This window comes from Pseudomonas sp. VEM90 (assembly GCF_054611535.1).
The window spans coordinates 82,590-101,619 of record NZ_JBTRAR010000003.1 but is presented as its reverse complement, the minus strand read 5'-3'; the positions used below and the strand labels follow the sequence as shown (position 1 = coordinate 101,619).

The following is a 19,030-nucleotide window of genomic DNA, read 5'->3' as shown; positions in this document are numbered from 1 at the left end:
TCGATGACCCAGAAGATCATTCGCGTCGGTAACATCGAGATCGCCAACGACAAGCCGTTCGTCCTGTTCGGCGGCATGAACGTTCTGGAATCCCGTGATCTGGCGATGAAGGTCTGCGAAGAGTACGTGCGGGTTACCGAGAAGCTCGGTATCCCGTATGTGTTCAAGGCCAGCTTCGACAAGGCCAACCGTTCGTCGGTGACGTCCTATCGTGGCCCTGGCATGGACGAGGGGCTGAAGATCTTCGAAGAGATCAAGCGCACCTTCAACGTGCCGGTGATCACCGACGTGCACGAGCCTTACCAGGCCGAGCCCGTCGCCAAGGTATGCGACATCATCCAGCTGCCGGCTTTCCTGTCGCGGCAGACTGACCTGGTGGTGGCCATGGCCAAGACCGGCGTGGTGATCAATATCAAGAAGGCTCAGTTCCTCGCACCTCAGGAAATGAAACACATCCTGGCCAAGTGCGAGGAGGCCGGTAACGACCAGTTGATACTCTGCGAGCGTGGTTCGAGCTTCGGCTACAACAACCTGGTGGTCGACATGCTGGGCTTCGGCATCATGAAGCAGTTCGAATACCCGGTGTTCTTCGACGTTACCCACGCCCTGCAGATGCCGGGTGGTCGCGCCGATTCCGCCGGCGGCCGTCGTGCCCAGGTTACCGACCTGGCCAAGGCCGGCATGAGTCAGGGCCTGGCCGGGCTTTTCCTCGAAGCCCACCCCGATCCGGACAACGCCAAGTGCGATGGCCCATGCGCCCTGCGCCTGGATAAACTGGAGCCGTTTCTGGTCCAGCTCAAGCAATTGGACGACCTGGTGAAAAGTTTTCCGACGGTAGAAACCGCGTAAAGCTCATTTCTCGGGTAAAGTACCGCCCGATCCACCCCTGACCAGTCGGTCAGGGGCTCCCTTCATCAGGCCTGCCCAAAGCAAGTTCGCCCGATGAACGGCAAGAATTTCCTAAGCTAAGTTGTTTTCGTCAAATTCTGGAGTGCTTACAACAATGGCAAAAATCGTCGACATCAAAGGTCGTGAAGTTCTCGATTCGCGTGGCAACCCCACTGTGGAAGCCGATGTACTGCTCGACAACGGTATCATCGGCAGCGCTTGCGCGCCGTCCGGTGCTTCTACCGGCTCGCGCGAAGCGCTGGAGCTGCGTGATGGCGACAAGAGCCGTTACATGGGCAAGGGCGTGCTGAAGGCCGTCGCCAACATCAACGGCCCGATCCGCGACCTGCTGCTGGGCAAGGATCCTTCCGACCAGAAGGCTCTGGACCGCGCCATGATCGAACTGGACGGTACCGAGAACAAGGCCAAGCTGGGCGCCAACGCCATCCTGGCTGTTTCCCTGGCTGCCGCCAAAGCTGCTGCCCAGGACCAGGACCTGCCGCTGTACGCGCACATCGCCAACCTGAACGGCACCCCGGGCCAGTACTCGATGCCGGTTCCGATGATGAACATCATCAACGGTGGTGAGCACGCCGACAACAACGTCGACATCCAGGAGTTCATGGTTCAGCCGGTTGGCGCCAAGACCTTCTCTGACGGCCTGCGCATGGGTACCGAAATCTTCCACCACCTCAAGGCCGTACTGAAGGCCCGTGGCCTGAACACCGCCGTAGGTGATGAAGGTGGTTTCGCCCCTAACCTGGCGTCCAACGAAGACGCCCTGGGCGCCATCGCCGAAGCTGTCGAAAAAGCCGGCTACAAGCTGGGCACCGACGTGACCCTGGCCCTGGACTGCGCGGCTTCGGAATTCTACGAAGACGGCAAGTACAACCTGTCCGGCGAAGGCAAGTCGTTCGACGCCGAAGGCTTCGCCGACTACCTGAAAGGCCTGACCGAGCGTTTCCCGATCATTTCGATCGAAGACGGCCTGGACGAGTCCGACTGGGCTGGCTGGAAAATCCTCACTGACAAGATCGGTGAAAAAGTCCAGTTGGTCGGTGACGACCTGTTCGTGACGAACACCAAGATCCTCAAGGAAGGCATCGAGAAGGGCATTGGTAACTCGATCCTGATCAAGTTCAACCAGATCGGCTCGCTGACCGAAACCCTGGAAGCCATCCAGATGGCCAAGGCTGCTGGTTACACTGCAGTGATCTCGCACCGTTCCGGTGAAACCGAGGACTCGACCATCGCCGACCTGGCTGTGGGTACTGCTGCTGGCCAGATCAAGACCGGTTCGCTGTGCCGTTCCGACCGCGTTTCCAAGTACAACCAACTGCTGCGCATCGAAGAGCAACTGGGTGCCAAAGCGGTTTACCGCGGTCGTGCCGAGTTTCGCGGCTAAGCAAGAGATGGTAAAAAGGCAGCAGCCGAAGTTGTAGGAACGTTCGTACTGAACTTTCCTACGTACTAATGGGTTTCTGTCGACGAAGCCTGGCCTCGGCCAGGCTTCGTGCTATTCGAGGCCCCGAAGTGAAAAGTACGCGGCAGCCTTTTTAACCTGGATAACGTGATGCGCAGTCCCTATTGGTTGTTCCTCGTTCTGCTCTTGCTGTTGGGTGGCCTGCAGTACCGCCTGTGGGTGGGTAACGGCAGCCTGGCGCAAGTGACCGAACTGAAGCAGCAGATTGCCGATCAGCATGCCGAAAACGAGCGTTTGCTCGAGCGTAATCGTGTGCTCGATGCTGAAGTGCTAGAGCTGAAAAAAGGCATGGAGACCGTTGAAGAACGGGCCCGCCATGAATTGGGGATGGTCAAAGAGGGCGAAACCCTCTTCCAGTTGCCACAGAAATGATCGATACCTTGCCGGCCTTCTGGGCCGTGATTCCTGCGGCGGGTGTAGGTGCCCGCATGGCTGCCGACCGCCCCAAGCAATACCTGGAGCTGGCTGGGCAGACCCTTCTCGAGCACAGCCTCGACTGTTTTCTAGGCCACCCGGCGCTTAAAGGCGTGGTGGTCAGCATTGCCGAAGATGACCCTTACTGGCCTGGCTTGCGCTACGCCAGCGACCCACGCATCCAGTGTGCGGCGGGCGGGCGTGAACGAGCTGACTCGGTGCTTAACGCCTTGTTGATGCTGCATGCCCAGGGGGCGGCTGAAAGCGACTGGGTACTGGTGCACGATGCCGCGCGGCCGAACCTGGCGCGCGGCGACCTGGACAAGCTGTTGTCGGAGCTGGCGGACGACCCGGTGGGTGGACTGCTGGCGGTGCCGGCGCGCGATACCCTCAAGCGCGCCGACAGCCATGGCCGGGTGAGTGCTACCGTGGACCGCAGCACGATCTGGCAGGCGTACACACCACAGATGTTTCGCCTTGGGGCGTTGCACCGGGCGCTGGCCGAGTGCCTGGTGTCGGATGTGGTGGTGACCGACGAGGCTTCTGCCATCGAATGGTCCGGTCAGGCGCCGCGGCTGGTGGAAGGGCGCAGTGACAACATAAAGGTGACCCGGCCCGAAGATCTCGAATGGTTGCGCCAGCGCTGGGCGGGTAAACGCTGAGCGTTCGCCTGTGCCGGTCTCTTCGCGGGTAAACCCGCTCCTACCACGGTGGTGGACACACATCGGGCGTTGGACACAGGCCGTCGTAGGAGCGGGTTTACCCGCGAAGAGGCCAGTACATGCAGCACATCCCGTCAGCCGAAACGATATTCCGGCAACCCTGCCAACCCCTCCTTCAGGTAATCCACCAGCCGCCGTACCTTCGGCGACAGGTGCCTCTGCTGCGGATACAGCGCCCATACCGCCGTATTCGGCGGCTGGTGCGCCTCCAGCAGCGACACCAGCGCACCGCTATTGAGGTGTTCCAGCACGTAGTAATCCGGCAACTGGCATAACCCTATCCCTTGTAACGCCGCATCCAGCACTGCCTGGCCACTGTTGCAGCGCCAGTTGCCCTGTACCCGCTGGCTGATCTCACGGCCATCCTGCTGTAATGCCCACAAGTCCGAACTCCCCACCAGGCAATTGTGCCGCGCCAGCTCCGACAGGCTGTGCGGCCGGCCATAACGCTCAAGATAGGCCGGCGAGGCGCACAGGTACATGCGCCTTGGCGCCAGGCGGGTAGCCACCAAGCGAGAGTCGGCCAGGCGACCCAGGCGGATGGCCAGGTCCATGCCTTCATGCAGCAGGTCGAGGGTGTGGTTGCTCAGCTCCACATCCACGCGCAGCTGCGGGTACAGCGCCATGAATCGCGTCACCAGTGGCACGATGAAGCGCTCGCCGTAGGCCACAGCGCAGGTCATGCGCAGCAAGCCCTTGGGCTCGCTGGCCAGGTCGCCCATGGCGCGCAGCGCTTCCTCACGGCCATCCTGCAAGCGTTGGCAATGCTGCAGGAAGGTCTGCCCAGCTTCGCTCAGGGTGACCCGGCGGGTACTGCGGTACAGCAAGCGCGTTTGCAGGCGTTCTTCCAGCCGGGCGATCTGCCGGCTGATGTGCGATGAGGAAACCCCCAGGCGTTCGGCGGCGGCAGTGAACTGGCCCGATTCGGCCACGGCGACGAATTCGTCGATGCCTTCCCATCGGCTGCTCATCGATTATCCCTATATGGCAATAATGTTTTGTCTTTGGCCTGATTATTCATCAAAAGGCGCTGAATTACACTGCAAGACTGAATCGACCCACTGTCTGGAGACCTTTGATGATCAAGTCCCGTGCTGCCGTAGCCTTCGAAGCCAAGAAACCCCTGGAAATCGTCGAAGTCGACGTGGCCATGCCAAAGGCCGGTGAAGTGCTGCTGCGCGTGGTCGCCAGCGGTGTCTGCCACACCGATGCCTATACCCTGTCCGGTGCTGACCCGGAGGGTATCTTCCCATCGATCCTCGGCCACGAAGGTGGTGCAATCGTCGAAGCGGTAGGCGAGGGGGTCACCTCGGTCGCTGTAGGTGACCACGTCATCCCGCTGTACACCCCGGAATGCGGCAAGTGCAAGTTCTGCCTCTCGGGCAAGACCAACCTGTGTCAGGCCATCCGCGCCACCCAGGGCAAGGGCCTGATGCCGGACGGCACCACGCGCTTCTCGTACAAGGGCCAGGAGCTGTTCCACTACATGGGTACCTCGACCTTCTCCGAATACACTGTGCTGCCGGAAATTTCCGTGGCCAAGATCCAGAAAGAAGCACCACTGGAGAAGGTCTGCCTGCTGGGCTGCGGCGTCACCACCGGTATCGGCGCGGTGCTCAACACTGCCAAGGTCAAGCCGGGTGATACCGTGGCCATCTTCGGCCTCGGTGGCATCGGCCTGTCGGCCGTGATCGGTGCGGTCAAGGCCAAGGCCTCGCGTATCATCGCCATCGACATCAACCCGGCCAAGTTCGAAATCGCCCGCCAGCTGGGTGCCACCGATTGCGTCAACCCGAAAGACTACGATCGCCCGATCCAGGAAGTGATCGTCGACCTCACCGATGGCGGCGTGGACTTCTCCTTCGAGTGCATCGGCAACGTTCAACTGATGCGCGCCGCCCTGGAATGCTGCCACAAGGGCTGGGGTGAGTCGGTCATCATCGGTGTGGCCGGTGCCGGCCAGGAAATTTCCACGCGTCCGTTCCAGCTGGTGACCGGTCGGGTTTGGCGTGGTTCGGCGTTCGGCGGCGTGCGTGGCCGCAGCGAGCTGCCGAGCTACGTGGAAATGTCCGAGAAAGGTGAGATCCCGCTGGACACCTTCATCACCCACACGATGGGTCTGGAAGACATCAACAAGGCCTTCGACCTGATGCATGAAGGCAAGAGCATCCGTAGCGTGATCCACTTCTGAGGTTTGCCATGAGCCTGGATAACATCTCCTGCCAGAAGAGCTTCGGCGGCTGGCACAAGCGTTACCGGCATCACTCCAAGGTGCTGGGTTGCGACATGGTGTTCGCTGTGTACCTGCCGCCGCAGGCCGAGCAGGACGAAAAGCTGCCGGTACTGTACTGGCTCAGCGGCCTCACCTGCACCGACGAGAACTTCATGCAGAAGGCCGGCGCCCAGCGTCTGGCCGCCGAGCTGGGGCTGATCATCGTTGCTCCCGACACCAGTCCGCGTGGCGAGCAGGTGCCGGGCGATCCGGACGGCGCCTGGGACTTCGGCCTGGGGGCGGGCTTCTACCTCAACGCTACCCAGCAACCCTGGGCCCAGCACTACCGCATGCATGACTATGTGGTGGAGGAGTTGCCAGCCCTGATCGAGGCACATTTCCCGGCGTCGGGCGAGCGCAGCATCAGCGGCCACTCCATGGGGGGCCATGGCGCGCTGGTGTGCGCCTTGCGCAACCCGGGGCGCTACCGCTCGGTGTCGGCATTCTCGCCGATCAGCAATCCGATGGATTGTCCGTGGGGCGAGAAGGCCTTCAGCCGCTACCTGGGTGAAGACCGTGGGCGCTGGCGTGAGTGGGATGCCAGCGTGCTGCTGGCTGAAACCCCTGCTGGCCAATGCCCGCCGTTGCTGGTGGACCAGGGCGACCGTGACGACTTCCTCGAGAAGCAACTCAAGCCTGAAGCACTGGAACAGGCGGCACGCAAAGGTGGCCATGAAATGACCCTGCGTATGCAGCCGGGCTATGACCATAGCTACTACTTCATTGCCAGCTTCATCGAGGAGCACCTACGCCATCATGCGGTGGCACTGGGGCGCGTGTAACACCCTGGTCCAAAAGCCGCCAAACCCGCTGCAAAGCAGGTAGAATCACGCCCTGACTCTTTCAGGGCGTTTTCTTATGCGTATTGGCCACGGCTACGATGTGCACCGTTTCTGCGACGGTGATTTCATTACCTTGGGCGGGGTGCGCATCCCGCACAAATACGGCCTGCTGGCCCATTCCGACGGTGACGTGCTGCTGCACGCCCTGAGCGATGCCTTGCTTGGCGCTGCGGCACTGGGCGACATCGGCAAGCACTTCCCTGACACTGACCCGCAGTTCAAGGGGGCTGACAGCCGCGCGCTGCTGCGCCATGTAGTCGGCATCGTCAAGGCCAAGGGCTGGAAGGTCGGCAACGTTGACGCCACCATCGTCGCCCAGGCACCGAAAATGGCCCCACACATCGAAACCATGCGCCAGCTGATCGCCGAAGACCTGCAGGTCGAGCTCGACCAGGTCAATGTCAAGGCCACCACCACAGAGAAGCTGGGCTTTACCGGTCGCGAGGAGGGCATTGCCGTGCATTCGGTCGCCCTGCTGCTGCCAGCATGACCGAACTGGAACTGCTGGGCCCGCGCGCATCGGGTGAATCCCTGGGTACCGCCGTCCTCAAAGCGGTTGCCGAAGACTTTCAGGTTGACGAAGTCCTGGATATCCCGCTATCGGGCCAGGGCGAGCACCTGTGGCTGTGGGTCGAGAAGCGTGATCTGAACACTGAAGAAGCTGCCCGGCGCCTCGCCCGCGCCGCTGGCGTGCCGGTGCGCAGCATCAGCTACGCCGGCCTCAAGGACCGCCAGGCGCTGACCCGCCAGTGGTTCAGCCTGCACCTGCCGGGCAAGGCCGACCCGGATCTGTCGCGAGCCGAGGATGCCAGCCTGCGTGTGCTCAAGCAGGTGCGTCACCAGCGCAAACTGCAGCGCGGGGCGCATTCGGCCAACGGTTTCACCTTGCGCCTGACGGCCTTGGCTGCCGATCACCAGGCGGTTGATGCGCGTCTGGAACAGCTCAGGCGGCAAGGTGTGCCCAACTATTTCGGCACCCAGCGCTTCGGGCACGGCGGTGGCAACGTCCATGACGCCCTCGATTGGGCCGTACGCAAGGCTTTGCCTGAACAGCGCAACGTGCGTTCGCGGCTGCTTTCGGCCGGGCGCAGCTACCTGTTCAATCAGGTGCTGGCTGCGCGTGTCGCTGACGGTAGCTGGGCCCGAGCCCAGGTCGGGGACCTGCTGGCGTTCACCGACAGCCGCAGTTTCTTCCCGGCGGGTGAGGCGGAATGTGGCGACCCGCGCCTGGCGATTCTCGACCTGCATCCGACCGGCCCGATGTGGGGGGAGGGCGCTTCGCCTGCTGGCGCTGCGCCTGCCCAGCTGGAAAACGCTATCGGCTCAAGTCAGCCAGCACTTTGCCAGTGGTTGGCCCAGGCGGGCATGGATCACGAACGACGAATTCTGCGGCTCCCTATTGGCGGCCTGACGTGGCATTATCCCGAGCCTGATATCCTGCAACTGGAATTCGTCCTGCCGGCCGGATGCTTCGCCACCGTGGTGGTGCGTGAAGTCGTGGATCTGGTGTCGGCAGGGCAGACGGACAGCCCATGCGTATTCTGATTTCGAATGACGACGGTGTTACCGCACCTGGCATCGCCGCGCTGCATGCTGCGCTGGTGGATTATGCCGAGTGCGCGGTGATCGCCCCGGATCAAGACAAGAGCGGCGCCAGCAGTTCGCTGACGCTGGACCGGCCACTGCATCCGCAGACCCTGGCCAATGGCTTCATCAGCCTCAATGGCACGCCGACCGATTGCGTGCACCTGGGGCTCAATGGGCTGTTGCCGCAGACGCCGGACATGGTCGTATCGGGGATCAACCTCGGTGCCAACCTGGGCGATGACGTGCTGTATTCTGGTACGGTCGCTGCGGCGCTGGAAGGCCGCTTCCTCGGTGGAACCTCGCTGGCGTTCTCGCTGTTGTCGCGCCAGCCGGACAACCTGCCGACCGCGGCCTATATCGCCCGCCGCCTGGTCGAGGCACAGTCGCGCCTGGCGTTGCCGCCACGCACCGTACTCAACATCAATATTCCCAACTTGCCGCTGGAGCACATCCGTGGCATCCAGCTCACCCGTCTCGGTCACCGGGCGCGGGCGGCGGCGCCAACCAAGGTAGTCAACCCGCGTGGCAAGGAAGGCTACTGGATTGCCGTGGCCGGTGATGCCGAGGATGGCGGGCCGGGCACCGACTTCCACGCGGTGATGCAAGGCTACGTATCGATTACCCCGCTGCAACTCGATCGCACCTTCAATGATGCCTTCGAGCAGCTCGATGGTTGGCTGGAGGGCCTGCTCTGATGCGTGAGGACGATATGCTGCGGCGTGGCATCGGCATGACCTCTCAGCGTACCCGGGAGCGGCTGATCCAGCGCTTGTGCGAGGAGGGTGTTTCGAACCCCAAGGTGCTCGACGTGATCCGGCGTACGCCGCGCCACCTGTTCGTTGACGAGGCGCTGGCGCATCGGGCTTACGAAGACACCGCGCTGCCGATCGGCCACAACCAGACCATCTCCCAGCCGTTCATGGTTGCTCACATGAGCGAGCTGTTGCTCGAGGCCGGGCCACTGGACAAGGTGCTGGAGATTGGCACCGGCTCGGGTTACCAGACGGCTATCCTGGCCCAGCTGGTCGAGCGGGTGTTCTCGGTAGAGCGCATCAAGGTACTGCAGGATCGGGCCAAAGAGCGCCTGGTGGAACTGAACCTGCGCAACGTGGTATTCCGCTGGGGCGACGGTTGCGAGGGGTGGCCGGCACTTGCGCCGTACAATGGCATCATCGTCACCGCCGTGGCGCCGGAGGTGCCACAGGCACTGCTCGACCAGCTGGCACCCGGTGGGCGCATGGTCATCCCGGTAGGGCCGGCCGGCGAAACGCAGCAACTGATGCTGATCGTACGCGAGGAGCATGGTTTCTCCCGTCGCGTGCTGGGGGCTGTGCGTTTCGTGCCGCTGCTCAATGGTCCGCTGGCCTGAGGTCTGTTGAACTGAGCTGTGCAGGCATGAGGCGCGGTGTATTTTTGTGCCGGTGGCGAATTCTTGTCGCTTCGCCCTGTCTATCAGGCGGTGCGAAGCGCTAACGCAAAGCGTGCACCGGGGTTTTGCGCTCGTCTTTCGTAGCCGTCTGCCAATACCGGCTGGCTTGGTTATAATTGCAACAATATTGCATTTCTTGTCTTCATATCGATTTTCGGCACCATGAGGGGAGCGCGGGTGGGTCACACAGTCATTCGGCAGCGCAAGGACGGCTCGGGTTTCAAGCTTCTGGTGATTGCATTGGCCATGGGCGCGCTTCTGGTGGGTTGCTCAAGCACCGGCAGCAACAGCGCGCGGGTGGTCGACCGCAACAACACCGTTCCCAAGCGTCCGGCAGTGACTTCCGGGCAATATATCGTCAAGCCAGGCGACACCCTGTTCTCCATCGCCTTCCGTTATGGTTGGGACTACAAGGAGCTGGCTGCACGCAATGGCATCCGGGCGCCTTATACCATTCGCCCGGGCCAGGCGATTCGATTCAGCAGCGGCTCCGGCAGCCGCACCACGGTGGTGTCCAGCCCGTCCTCGTCAAGCCGCACTACGGTCACGCGGCGGCCTGTGGGCACTCCTGCCACGGCGCCTGCCAGCACCCGTAAACCGGTCACGCCGGCCTCTTCGGGCAATGCGCCAGCGGTTGCCAGTGTGCCGGCTGCGGAGCGTGCCGTAGGCGGTTGGGCCTGGCCGGCCAACGGCGTGCTGATTGGAAAATTCGCTTCAAACGGTAGTTTGAATAAAGGCATTGATATCGCCGGTGATTTGGGACAGCCTGTTTTTGCTGCGTCTGATGGTGCAGTGGTCTACGCCGGAAGTGGTTTGAGGGGCTACGGCGAGCTGATCATCATCAAGCACAGCGACACCTACGTCAGTGCCTACGGTCATAACCGCAGGCTGTTGGTTCGGGAGGGGCAGCAGGTCAAGGCAGGGCAGTCGATTGCTGAAATGGGGTCTACGGGCACAGATCGGGTGAAGCTGCATTTCGAGATTCGCCGCCAGGGCAAACCCGTCGATCCGCTCCAGTTCCTGCCACGTCGTTGATCGTTGTACCCAGCCTGTTCCTGTGATGTAGAGGGGACAGGCTCAAGCGCTGCCAGGGATAAAGGTGCCGCTCGAGTCTGAGTTCGAACTCAGCAAAGGATTATAACAATGGCTCTCAGTAAAGAAGTGCCGGAGTTTGACATCGATGATGACGTCCTCCTGATGGAGACGGGTATCGTTTTGGAAACGGATGTGGTGTCAGACGAACCTGCTGTATCTTCGGTTCGGACGAGGGCCAAGTCGGGCTCTTCGCTCAAGCAACACAAGTACATCGATTACAGCCGGGCGCTCGATGCCACCCAGTTGTATCTCAACGAGATCGGTTTCTCGCCGCTGCTTTCGCCGGAAGAAGAAGTGCATTTTGCGCGCTTGTCGCAAAAGGGTGACCCTGCCGGCCGCAAGCGCATGATCGAAAGCAACCTGCGCCTGGTTGTCAAAATTGCCCGTCGTTACGTGAACCGTGGCCTGTCGTTACTCGACCTGATCGAGGAAGGCAACCTGGGGTTGATCCGTGCGGTCGAAAAGTTCGACCCGGAGCGTGGTTTCCGTTTCTCGACCTATGCGACCTGGTGGATTCGCCAGACCATCGAACGGGCGATCATGAACCAGACCCGCACCATTCGCCTGCCGATCCACGTGGTCAAGGAACTGAACGTCTACCTGCGCGCCGCGCGCGAGCTGACCCAGAAACTCGACCACGAACCTTCACCAGAAGAAATCGCCACGCTGCTGGAGAAGCCGGTCACCGAGGTCAAGCGCATGCTGGGCCTGAATGAGCGGGTGTCGTCGGTGGATGTGTCGCTTGGCCCGGACTCGGACAAGACCCTGCTTGATACGCTGACCGACGACCGTCCGACTGATCCGTGCGAATTGCTGCAGGATGACGACCTGTCGCAGAGCATCGATCAGTGGCTGGGTGAGCTGACCGACAAGCAGCGCGAGGTGGTGGTGCGTCGCTTTGGCCTGCGTGGGCATGAAAGCAGTACCCTTGAGGATGTTGGCCTGGAAATAGGCCTGACCCGGGAACGGGTGCGGCAGATTCAGGTAGAGGGGCTCAAGCGTTTGCGCGAGATCCTTGAGAAGAATGGCCTGTCCAGTGAGTCCTTGTTCCAGTAGCGAAGGTCTGTGTCACTCAAAACGCCCCGATGACCTCGGGGCGTTTTCGTCTGTAGCGGAAAAGCTCGAGAGCGGCGGGGCGCACTTCAGGGCAGAACAGATACCCAATGTGTATTCCGCTACCCCGGTAACATTGCATGTAAGCCTTTTCTTACTCGTTTTGTAAGCTATCTATGCAAGCCTCAGTAGACCATTGTCGTTTCCTGGCTCTGTTTTTTTACAACTCATTGAAAATCATGATTTATTCGCCGCTGACCATATGTGTCGTCGGAAATACCCTGTGAGGTCTCGCGCTTGCCCGCCCGGCTCAACCCGCTAGTATTCGAACTGTGCACAGGGACATGCACAGGCTTTCAGGATGAAGGCCAAGGACATCGCAAGAAGCGATTTCATCAGGATGATGTTTGGGACAAGCAGGGACTACGGAAAAAATGTGGGCGGGTCAAACCGCCCCTTTTTTTTGCACGTAGGAAAACAAAAAAGGCCCCGAAGGGCCTTTTTCGCGTCTGGGCGCTATCAGCGCTCCAGGTCGGCAATCTTGCCGGTCTTGCCATCCCATTCTTCAGCGTCCGGCAGGGCATCCTTACGCTCGGTGATATTAGGCCAGATTTCCGCCAGCTCGGCGTTCAGCTCGATGAAGTTTTCCATGCCCGAAGGCACTTCGTCTTCCGAGAAGATGGCTTGCGCTGGGCACTCCGGCTCGCACAGGGCGCAGTCGATGCACTCGTCCGGGTGGATGACCAGGAAGTTCGGGCCTTCGTAGAAGCAGTCCACCGGACAGACTTCCACGCAGTCGGTGTATTTGCATTTGATGCAGTTGTCGGTGACGACGAAGGTCATTTCTAATTCTCTCCTCAGGCGACGGCGGCGGCCCTTCCTCTCAGGGCCGCGCGGTTTACGGGCATGTGGCTGCAGGCCAGGCTAATAACCTGCAGCACCAGCAAACCGCGGCGGATTCTACCAGCTTGTAATGGGCGCCGTTATAACAGGTTCTTTAGTTGATATAGCATTTCGATAGCTTGACGCGGGGTCATGTCGTCCAGTTGCAGCTTGCCCAGCTTCTCGATGGCTGGATGTGGCAGGCTGGCGAACAGGTCGCTCTGGTGCGGTACCTGCGGCGCATCCTTGGCTTTTGCGGCCGGGGGCTGCTCGTGCGGCAGGCTGGTGGTTTCCAGGCGCCCCAGGTGTTCGCGGGCACGCTGGATGACCGCCGTGGGGACGCCGGCCAGTTGCGCCACGGCCAGGCCGTAGCTCTGGCTGGCAGGGCCGGGCAACACATGGTGCAGGAACACGATGCGTTCGTTGTGCTCGGTGGCGTTCAGGTGCACGTTGGCCACCAGCGGCTCGCTCTCCGGCAGCACGGTCAGTTCGAAGTAGTGCGTGGCGAACAGTGTGTAGGCACGCAGTTGGGCCAGGCGCTCGGCGGCGGCCCAGGCCAGCGACAGGCCGTCAAAGGTACTGGTGCCGCGGCCCACTTCGTCCATCAGCACCAGGCTGCGGTCGGTGGCGTTGTGCAGGATGTTGGCGGTTTCGCTCATCTCGACCATGAAGGTCGAGCGCCCGCCTGCCAGGTCGTCACTGGAGCCGATGCGCGTGAAGATGCGGTCGACCAGCGACAGCTCGCAACTCGCCGCAGGGACGAAGCTGCCGATGTGCGCCAGCAGCACGATCAGGGCGGTCTGGCGCATGTAGGTGGACTTACCGCCCATGTTCGGGCCGGTGATGATCAGCATGCGCGTGCTGTTGTCCAGGCCCAGGTCGTTGGCCACGAACGGTGTGGTCAGTACCTGCTCCACCACCGGGTGGCGGCCTTGCTCGATGCGTAGGCACGGTTCGTCGACAAAGCGCGGGCAGTTAAGGTCGAGGTTCAGCGCCCGCTCGGCCAGGTTGCTGAGCACATCCAGTTCGGCCAGCGCGGCTGCGCTGTCCTGCAGGGGTGCCAGGTGGCTGATCAAGGTTTCCAGCAGGGCGTCGTAGAGCATCTTTTCGCGGGCCAGGGCGCGGCTTTTGGCCGACAATGCCTTGTCCTCGAACGCCTTCAGCTCCGGGGTGATGAAGCGCTCGGCGCCTTTGAGTGTCTGGCGGCGGATGTAGTCGCCCGGGGCCTGCTCGGCCTGCTTGGTCGGCAGTTCGATGAAGTAGCCGTGTACACGGTTGTAGCCGACCTTGAGGTTGGCAAGGCCGGTACGGGCCTTTTCCCGGGCTTCCAGGTCGATCAGGAACTGGCCGGCGTTCTCGCTGATTGCCAGCAGCTCGTCCAGTTCGTTGTCATAGCCGGCCTTCAGTACACCGCCGTCGCGGATCACCGCCGGCGGGTTGTCGATGATCGCCCGCTCCAGCAGGCTGGCCAGCTCCGGATAGGTACCGGTAATCGCCGCCAGGCGCGCCAGGTGCGGCGCTTCGAGCTCGGTCATGGCGTTCTGCAACTCTGGCAACGCGCCCAGCGCATCGCGCAGGCGTGCCAGGTCGCGCGGGCGAGCATTGCGCAGGCCAATACGGGCGAGGATCCGCTCGATATCGCCAATTTCCTTCAACTGCGGCTGCAGCTTTTCGAAGCGGTAGCTGTCGAGCAGGCAGCGGATCGAGTCCTGGCGTGCTTGCAGCACCTTGAGGTCGCGCAGTGGGCGGTTCAGCCAGCGGCTCAGCAGGCGGCTGGCCATGGCGGTCTGGCAGCGGTCGATTACCGATTGCAGGGTGTTGTCGCGCCCACCGGCCAGGTTGATGTCCAGCTCCAGGTTGCGCCGGCTGGCACCATCGAGGATGACCGTATCATCCAGGCGCTCGTGGCGCAGGCTGCGCAAGTGCGGCAGGGCGGTGCGCTGGGTTTCCTTGGCGTAGGTCAGCAGGCAGCCGGCGGCACCGATGGCCAGGGTCAGCTTGTCGCAGCCGAAGCCCTTGAGGTCCTTGGTCGCGAACTGCTGGCACAGGGCCTTGCGTGCCGAGTCGCGGTCGAAGTCCCACGGTGCGCGGCGGCGGGCGCCTGGGCGTTTCTCCGCAGGCAGGTCCCGTGGCCAGTCGTCGGGGATCAACAGCTCGACCGGGTTCAGGCGCTCGAGTTCGGCCAGCAGGTTTTCCCAGCCCTTGATCTCCTGCACGCTGAAATTGCCGCTGGTGATGTCCAGTACCGCCAGGCCGAACAGGCGCTCGTCACCGAGCAGTGCGGCAATCAGGTTGTCGCGGCGCTCGTCGAGCAGTGCCTCGTCACTGACCGTGCCCGGGGTGATGATGCGCACCACCTGGCGTTCCACCGGGCCCTTGCTGGTGGCCGGGTCGCCGATCTGCTCACAGATCACCACCGACTCGCCGAGCTTGACCAGCTTGGCCAGGTAACCTTCCAGCGAATGGAACGGAATCCCGCACATGGGGATGGACTGGCCGGCCGACTGACCGCGGGCGGTCAGGGTGATATCCAGCAGTTTCGCGGCCTTTTTCGCATCTTCGTAGAAGATTTCGTAGAAGTCGCCCATGCGGTAGAACATCAGCTGGTCCGGGTGCTGGTTCTTCAGCTTCCAGTACTGCTGCATCATCGGGGTGTGTGCGGAAAGATCTGACATTCAGGGCCTTACAGGGGGGATCTGGTTGGCGATGGTAAACCCGTAATGGTACAGGCTTTTTCGTTGCGATGCAGGCGCGTGCTTTGGGGCATGCGCGCAGTCTGGCGGGCAATGGTGGAGCTGCACCGCGTAACCCTCTAGAATGCGCGCCCCTCGATGAATGCCCCTAGCCGTGACCTGCACGATGAATGTGTCCAGCCCTGTCCCTTATGTATCGCAACAGCTGATCTACCTCCTTTATGGCGAGCGCCGGATCTACCAGTTGGAGGCAAAACTCAGCATCCTTACCGCCCTGGCCCGTTGCAGGTCGGCTGAGCTGCCGGTGATCCGTGTGCTTACCGACCAGCCACAGGCTTTTGCCGGCTGGCCGGTGGAAGTGATCGCACTGGACGAGCAGACCCTGCAGGCCTGGGCCGGCTACGGCGGCTACACCCACCGGCGCAAGGCCTGTGCCATTGCCCTGGCCGGTCAGTGGGCGGACAAGACCGTGTTCATCGATACCGATACGGTATTTCTGCAGTCGCCGCAAAAGCTGTTCAGCCAGGTCGATGCCGGGCAGTTCTTGGTCGACGAGGTGGAAATGAGCTGGGCCGAGGCCTCCCGCAGCAGTTATTACCGCAGTTTCACCGAAGGACTTGCGGAGTCGGGCGAAGCACCGGCCGATGACTTGCGGCTGTGTAACAGCGGTGTCATGGGCTTTACCCGCGACAACGTAGGCACCGCCGAGCGCGCCATCTGCCGGATCGACACCTGGACGCCGTATGCCCGTGACCTGCATACGATCGAGCAGATCGCCTTTTCCTTCGAACTGGATGGCGCGCAGATCAACGAGGCGCGCGGCGTGATCAGCCATTACTTTGCGATGAAGCAGTACGTGCATGCCATTCTAGAAATCTTCTTTGCCCGGCATGGCGAGCATTTTCATCCGAAGATGCCAGGTCTGGCCCTGAAGGTGCCGGCGCATCGCCCGGAGCCCTCGTGGTTGACTAGGCTCTCGGTGAAATGGAGCCTCAAGCATGTGCCCCGGGAACTGCGTGGCATCGGCCGCAAGTTGCTCTATGGCAGTGTGATGAGTGGTGATGATTACCAGCGCGCGTGCAAGGTGGTCTGGTGGCGTTCGGCAATTGAGGACATGCGCAAGCTGGGCGGCTTCGACTGTAGCCGGGAGTGGCCTGAGGGGCTGCCGCGGTTGGGGCAGCGTGACGAACTGGCGTTCAGCGAAATCGCCCGGGCCAGCCTGAAAGTTCCTGAGCCAGAGTCCGAAGCAGGGTGATAGGGTAGAGAGCCGCCCTCAAGGAGCACCCTACATGGACCCGATCACCACGCTCGCCACCCGTCTGGGTGAACACCTGCGCCGATTCAATGCGCAGGTGACGACCGCCGAATCATGCACCGGTGGTGGCATTGCCGAAGCCATCACCCGCATACCTGGCAGCTCGGCCTGGTTCGAAGCCGGTTACGTCACCTATTCCAATGCCCAGAAAACCCGCCAGCTGGGGGTACCTGAAGCGTTGTTCGGTCAGGTGGGGGCAGTCAGCCAGGAAGTGGTCGAAGCCATGGTCCGCGGAGCTCAGGCCACCAGTGGCGCACGCTTCGCCGTGGCGGTGAGTGGTGTGGCCGGGCCGGACGGCGGCTCGCCAGCCAAACCGGTGGGCACCGTGTGGCTGGCCTGGGGTGACGGCGACCGGGTGTTCAGCGAACGCCGGCAGTTCGACGGTGACCGCGAGGCGGTGCGCCGACAGACGGTGATCGCCGCGTTAGACGGCTTGTTACAGCTTGGTGCCGAGTAAATCGACGACAGGGGTTTGCGCGGGCGTCTGCCTGTGGAATAATACTGGCTACTTATACAGGTATTCCGGCCGTCAGGGCCAAGTCGAACACGTGAGGATTTCAATGGACGACAACAAGAAGCGCGCCTTGGCTGCGGCCCTGGGTCAGATCGAACGCCAATTCGGTAAAGGCGCGGTCATGCGCATGGGTGACCATGAGCGTCAAGGCATTCCTGCCATTTCCACGGGCTCGCTGGGCCTGGATATCGCCCTGGGTATCGGCGGTCTGCCAAAAGGCCGTATCGTCGAGATCTACGGCCCGGAATCGTCGGGTAAGACCACGCTGACGCTGTCTGTCATCGCTGAAGCGCAGAAGAACGGTGCCACCTGTGCCTTCGTCGACGCCGAGCATGCCCTTGACCCTGAGTACGCCGGCAAGCTGGGCGTCAACGTCGATGACCTGTTGGTTTCGCAGCCGGACACCGGTGAACAGGCCCTTGAAATCACCGACATGCTGGTGCGCTCCAACGCGGTCGACGTGATCATTGTCGACTCCGTGGCCGCGTTGGTGCCGAAGGCCGAGATCGAAGGCGAGATGGGTGACATGCATGTGGGCCTGCAGGCCCGCCTGATGTCCCAGGCGCTGCGCAAGATCACCGGTAACATCAAGAATGCCAACTGCCTGGTCATCTTCATCAACCAGATCCGTATGAAGATCGGTGTGATGTTCGGCAGCCCGGAAACCACGACCGGTGGTAACGCCCTGAAGTTCTATGCTTCGGTCCGTCTGGACATCCGCCGTACCGGCGCGGTCAAGGAAGGCGACGAGGTGGTCGGCAGCGAAACCCGCGTCAAGATCGTCAAGAACAAGGTCTCGCCTCCGTTCCGTCAGGCTGAGTTCCAGATTCTTTACGGAAAAGGTATCTACCGTAACGGCGAGATCATTGACCTGGGGGTATCTCAAGGTCTGGTCGAGAAGTCCGGTGCCTGGTACGCCTATCAGGGCAACAAGATCGGTCAAGGCAAAGCCAACGCTGCCAAATACCTGGCTGAGAACCCGGCTATTGGTGCCGAGATCGAGAAGCAGATTCGTGACAAGTTGCTGAAAGCGGGCGCTGTTGCTGAAGCCGGCAAAGCTGCTGCTGCCGAAGCTGATGCCGATGACATGGCCGGCGCTGACGCCGGTTATTGATTGCGCAGTAGATAGCCGAATATGTCCGCCGTACTCGATACCCCCGTCGCCATCCGGCGGACAGCCATGGACCTGCTCGCACGACGTGAGCACGGTCGAGTCGAGCTGACGCGCAAGTTGCGTCAGCGCGGCGCTTCTGACGAGTTGATCGAGCCTGAACTCGATCGGCTCGCCGAAGAAGGGCTGCTTAGTGAAGCCCGCTACCTTGAGAGTTTCATCCGTTATCGTTCCGGCTCTGGCTATGGCCCTGCGCGTATTCGCGAAGAGCTGTGTCAGCGTGGTTTGGCGCGTGCAGACATCGACCAGGCCCTGCGTGAAAGCGAGGTGAATTGGGGCGAGCGTATGCGAGACGTGTGGCAGCGCAAGTTTGCTGGGCAGCGCCCGCAAGATCCGCGCAGCCGTGCTCAGCAGACCCGGTTCCTGGCTTACCGTGGGTTCCCCATGGACATTATCGGCCGTCTGCTCAACGGGCGTGATCTCGACGATTATTGACGCTCGGTATGTGCCCGTAGCGGATAATCTGTTTTGCCAAATTCCCCAGGCTGCCTCCATTCCATTGTAGGAGCGGGTTCACCCGCGAATACGGTGGCGGCTGCGACGGTGAATGGCCGGGGAGATTGGCTGGCAGGCCCGGCCCTTTCGCGGGTGAACCCGCTCCTACAACGGTCTATGCCCAACCATCGACCAGGTGTTGCCCCAGCAGGTATCACGCGAGCTGTTACAGAAA

At 61.7% G+C, this 19,030-nt stretch carries 19 protein-coding genes; 16 read left to right on the top strand and 3 right to left on the bottom strand.

What is annotated here, in order from left to right; all coding sequences use genetic code 11:
* Window positions 1-3 precede the first annotated feature (3 nt).
* The 4 genes from kdsA to ispD all read left to right on the top strand — a co-directional run bounded on the left by kdsA (window position 4) and on the right by ispD (window position 3,447).
* Window positions 4-849: a 3-deoxy-8-phosphooctulonate synthase gene (gene kdsA / locus ACYCCG_RS04620; RefSeq protein WP_176682768.1), complete on the top strand. Its 846-nt coding sequence runs from the start codon at window positions 4-6 to the stop codon at window positions 847-849.
* A 154-nt stretch (window positions 850-1,003) separates the two neighbouring features.
* Complete coding sequence (eno, locus tag ACYCCG_RS04615; protein WP_176682769.1) at window positions 1,004-2,293, top strand: phosphopyruvate hydratase; 1,290 nt, start codon at window positions 1,004-1,006, stop codon at window positions 2,291-2,293.
* A 168-nt stretch (window positions 2,294-2,461) separates the two neighbouring features.
* Window positions 2,462-2,743 carry a cell division protein FtsB gene (ftsB, locus tag ACYCCG_RS04610; RefSeq protein WP_004576849.1) on the top strand — a complete coding sequence of 94 codons (282 nt, stop codon included), beginning with the start codon at window positions 2,462-2,464 and terminating at the stop codon, window positions 2,741-2,743.
* On the top strand, window positions 2,740-3,447 hold the full coding sequence (gene ispD / locus ACYCCG_RS04605) for a 2-C-methyl-D-erythritol 4-phosphate cytidylyltransferase (protein ID WP_176682770.1): 708 nt from the start codon (window positions 2,740-2,742) through the stop codon (window positions 3,445-3,447). The genes ftsB and ispD overlap by 4 nt, the downstream gene beginning before the upstream one ends.
* A gap of 134 nt (window positions 3,448-3,581) precedes the next feature.
* Here the strand turns inward: ispD and ACYCCG_RS04600 are convergent, their stop codons facing one another.
* The gene (locus ACYCCG_RS04600) at window positions 3,582-4,478 is read right to left on the bottom strand and encodes a LysR substrate-binding domain-containing protein (RefSeq protein ID WP_021785896.1); all 897 of its coding nucleotides are present in this window, start codon (window positions 4,476-4,478) and stop codon (window positions 3,582-3,584) included.
* Window positions 4,479-4,585: 107 nt separating this feature from the next.
* On the opposite strand from ACYCCG_RS04600, the gene ACYCCG_RS04595 reads away from it, so the two are divergent.
* The 8 genes from ACYCCG_RS04595 (at window position 4,586) to rpoS (ending at window position 11,788) form a co-directional block, all read left to right on the top strand.
* Window positions 4,586-5,698: an S-(hydroxymethyl)glutathione dehydrogenase/class III alcohol dehydrogenase gene (locus ACYCCG_RS04595; protein WP_021785895.1), complete on the top strand. Its 1,113-nt coding sequence runs from the start codon at window positions 4,586-4,588 to the stop codon at window positions 5,696-5,698.
* Window positions 5,699-5,706: 8 nt separating this feature from the next.
* On the top strand, window positions 5,707-6,561 hold the full coding sequence (fghA, locus tag ACYCCG_RS04590) for an S-formylglutathione hydrolase (protein ID WP_459669552.1): 855 nt from the start codon (window positions 5,707-5,709) through the stop codon (window positions 6,559-6,561).
* 76 nt (window positions 6,562-6,637) lie between these two features.
* Entirely contained in the window at window positions 6,638-7,111 is a 474-nt protein-coding gene (ispF, locus tag ACYCCG_RS04585; protein WP_003252342.1) for a 2-C-methyl-D-erythritol 2,4-cyclodiphosphate synthase, read from the top strand.
* Window positions 7,108-8,166: a tRNA pseudouridine(13) synthase TruD gene (truD, locus tag ACYCCG_RS04580; protein WP_176682771.1), complete on the top strand. Its 1,059-nt coding sequence runs from the start codon at window positions 7,108-7,110 to the stop codon at window positions 8,164-8,166. The genes ispF and truD overlap by 4 nt, the downstream gene beginning before the upstream one ends.
* Window positions 8,154-8,903 carry a 5'/3'-nucleotidase SurE gene (gene surE, locus ACYCCG_RS04575; RefSeq protein WP_176682772.1) on the top strand — a complete coding sequence of 250 codons (750 nt, stop codon included), beginning with the start codon at window positions 8,154-8,156 and terminating at the stop codon, window positions 8,901-8,903. The genes truD and surE overlap by 13 nt, the downstream gene beginning before the upstream one ends.
* A gap of 35 nt (window positions 8,904-8,938) precedes the next feature.
* Window positions 8,939-9,577 (top strand): protein-L-isoaspartate(D-aspartate) O-methyltransferase, encoded by a 639-nt coding sequence (locus tag ACYCCG_RS04570; protein ID WP_176682794.1) that lies wholly within the window; start codon window positions 8,939-8,941, stop codon window positions 9,575-9,577.
* Window positions 9,578-9,814: 237 nt separating this feature from the next.
* A complete protein-coding gene (locus ACYCCG_RS04565; protein ID WP_209963999.1) occupies window positions 9,815-10,672 on the top strand; it encodes a peptidoglycan DD-metalloendopeptidase family protein in 858 nt (285 codons plus the stop codon).
* A 108-nt stretch (window positions 10,673-10,780) separates the two neighbouring features.
* Window positions 10,781-11,788, top strand: coding sequence for an RNA polymerase sigma factor RpoS (rpoS, locus tag ACYCCG_RS04560; protein WP_021785876.1), 1,008 nt, complete (start codon window positions 10,781-10,783; stop codon window positions 11,786-11,788).
* Window positions 11,789-12,304: 516 nt separating this feature from the next.
* On the opposite strand, the gene fdxA is transcribed toward rpoS, so the two are convergent.
* Window positions 12,305-12,628, bottom strand: coding sequence for a ferredoxin FdxA (gene fdxA, locus ACYCCG_RS04555; RefSeq protein WP_027595821.1), 324 nt, complete (start codon window positions 12,626-12,628; stop codon window positions 12,305-12,307).
* A gap of 140 nt (window positions 12,629-12,768) precedes the next feature.
* The gene (gene mutS / locus ACYCCG_RS04550) at window positions 12,769-15,342 is read right to left on the bottom strand and encodes a DNA mismatch repair protein MutS (RefSeq protein ID WP_176682773.1); all 2,574 of its coding nucleotides are present in this window, start codon (window positions 15,340-15,342) and stop codon (window positions 12,769-12,771) included.
* Between the two features lie 184 nt (window positions 15,343-15,526).
* On the opposite strand from mutS, the gene ACYCCG_RS04545 reads away from it, so the two are divergent.
* From ACYCCG_RS04545 to recX, 4 genes are all read left to right on the top strand, one after another.
* Window positions 15,527-16,615 (top strand): hypothetical protein, encoded by a 1,089-nt coding sequence (locus tag ACYCCG_RS04545; protein WP_209964002.1) that lies wholly within the window; start codon window positions 15,527-15,529, stop codon window positions 16,613-16,615.
* A 34-nt stretch (window positions 16,616-16,649) separates the two neighbouring features.
* Window positions 16,650-17,132 (top strand): CinA family protein, encoded by a 483-nt coding sequence (locus ACYCCG_RS04540; RefSeq protein WP_209964005.1) that lies wholly within the window; start codon window positions 16,650-16,652, stop codon window positions 17,130-17,132.
* A 103-nt stretch (window positions 17,133-17,235) separates the two neighbouring features.
* Window positions 17,236-18,303: a recombinase RecA gene (gene recA, locus ACYCCG_RS04535; RefSeq protein ID WP_176682775.1), complete on the top strand. Its 1,068-nt coding sequence runs from the start codon at window positions 17,236-17,238 to the stop codon at window positions 18,301-18,303.
* A 21-nt stretch (window positions 18,304-18,324) separates the two neighbouring features.
* On the top strand, window positions 18,325-18,795 hold the full coding sequence (recX, locus tag ACYCCG_RS04530) for a recombination regulator RecX (RefSeq protein WP_392514976.1): 471 nt from the start codon (window positions 18,325-18,327) through the stop codon (window positions 18,793-18,795).
* The last annotated feature ends 235 nt before the right edge of the window (window positions 18,796-19,030 follow it).

Bases quoted from the DNA above. Each gene is read 5' to 3' on its own strand.
- ACYCCG_RS04545 (WP_209964002.1), top strand. From the start codon at position 15,527: ATGAATGTGTCCAGCCCTGTCCCTTATGTATCGCAACAGCTGATCTAC.
- recX (WP_392514976.1), top strand. From the start codon at position 18,325: ATGTCCGCCGTACTCGATACCCCCGTCGCCATCCGGCGGACAGCCATG.
- ftsB (WP_004576849.1), top strand. From the start codon at position 2,462: ATGCGCAGTCCCTATTGGTTGTTCCTCGTTCTGCTCTTGCTGTTGGGT.
- ACYCCG_RS04600 (WP_021785896.1), bottom strand. From the start codon at position 4,478: ATGAGCAGCCGATGGGAAGGCATCGACGAATTCGTCGCCGTGGCCGAA.
- surE (WP_176682772.1), top strand. From the start codon at position 8,154: ATGCGTATTCTGATTTCGAATGACGACGGTGTTACCGCACCTGGCATC.
- ACYCCG_RS04570 (WP_176682794.1), top strand. From the start codon at position 8,939: ATGACCTCTCAGCGTACCCGGGAGCGGCTGATCCAGCGCTTGTGCGAG.
- fdxA (WP_027595821.1), bottom strand. From the start codon at position 12,628: ATGACCTTCGTCGTCACCGACAACTGCATCAAATGCAAATACACCGAC.
- ACYCCG_RS04540 (WP_209964005.1), top strand. From the start codon at position 16,650: ATGGACCCGATCACCACGCTCGCCACCCGTCTGGGTGAACACCTGCGC.
- ispD (WP_176682770.1), top strand. From the start codon at position 2,740: ATGATCGATACCTTGCCGGCCTTCTGGGCCGTGATTCCTGCGGCGGGT.
- ACYCCG_RS04595 (WP_021785895.1), top strand. From the start codon at position 4,586: ATGATCAAGTCCCGTGCTGCCGTAGCCTTCGAAGCCAAGAAACCCCTG.
- fghA (WP_459669552.1), top strand. From the start codon at position 5,707: ATGAGCCTGGATAACATCTCCTGCCAGAAGAGCTTCGGCGGCTGGCAC.
- kdsA (WP_176682768.1), top strand. From the start codon at position 4: ATGACCCAGAAGATCATTCGCGTCGGTAACATCGAGATCGCCAACGAC.
- mutS (WP_176682773.1), bottom strand. From the start codon at position 15,342: ATGTCAGATCTTTCCGCACACACCCCGATGATGCAGCAGTACTGGAAG.
- truD (WP_176682771.1), top strand. From the start codon at position 7,108: ATGACCGAACTGGAACTGCTGGGCCCGCGCGCATCGGGTGAATCCCTG.
- rpoS (WP_021785876.1), top strand. From the start codon at position 10,781: ATGGCTCTCAGTAAAGAAGTGCCGGAGTTTGACATCGATGATGACGTC.
- ispF (WP_003252342.1), top strand. From the start codon at position 6,638: ATGCGTATTGGCCACGGCTACGATGTGCACCGTTTCTGCGACGGTGAT.
- recA (WP_176682775.1), top strand. From the start codon at position 17,236: ATGGACGACAACAAGAAGCGCGCCTTGGCTGCGGCCCTGGGTCAGATC.
- eno (WP_176682769.1), top strand. From the start codon at position 1,004: ATGGCAAAAATCGTCGACATCAAAGGTCGTGAAGTTCTCGATTCGCGT.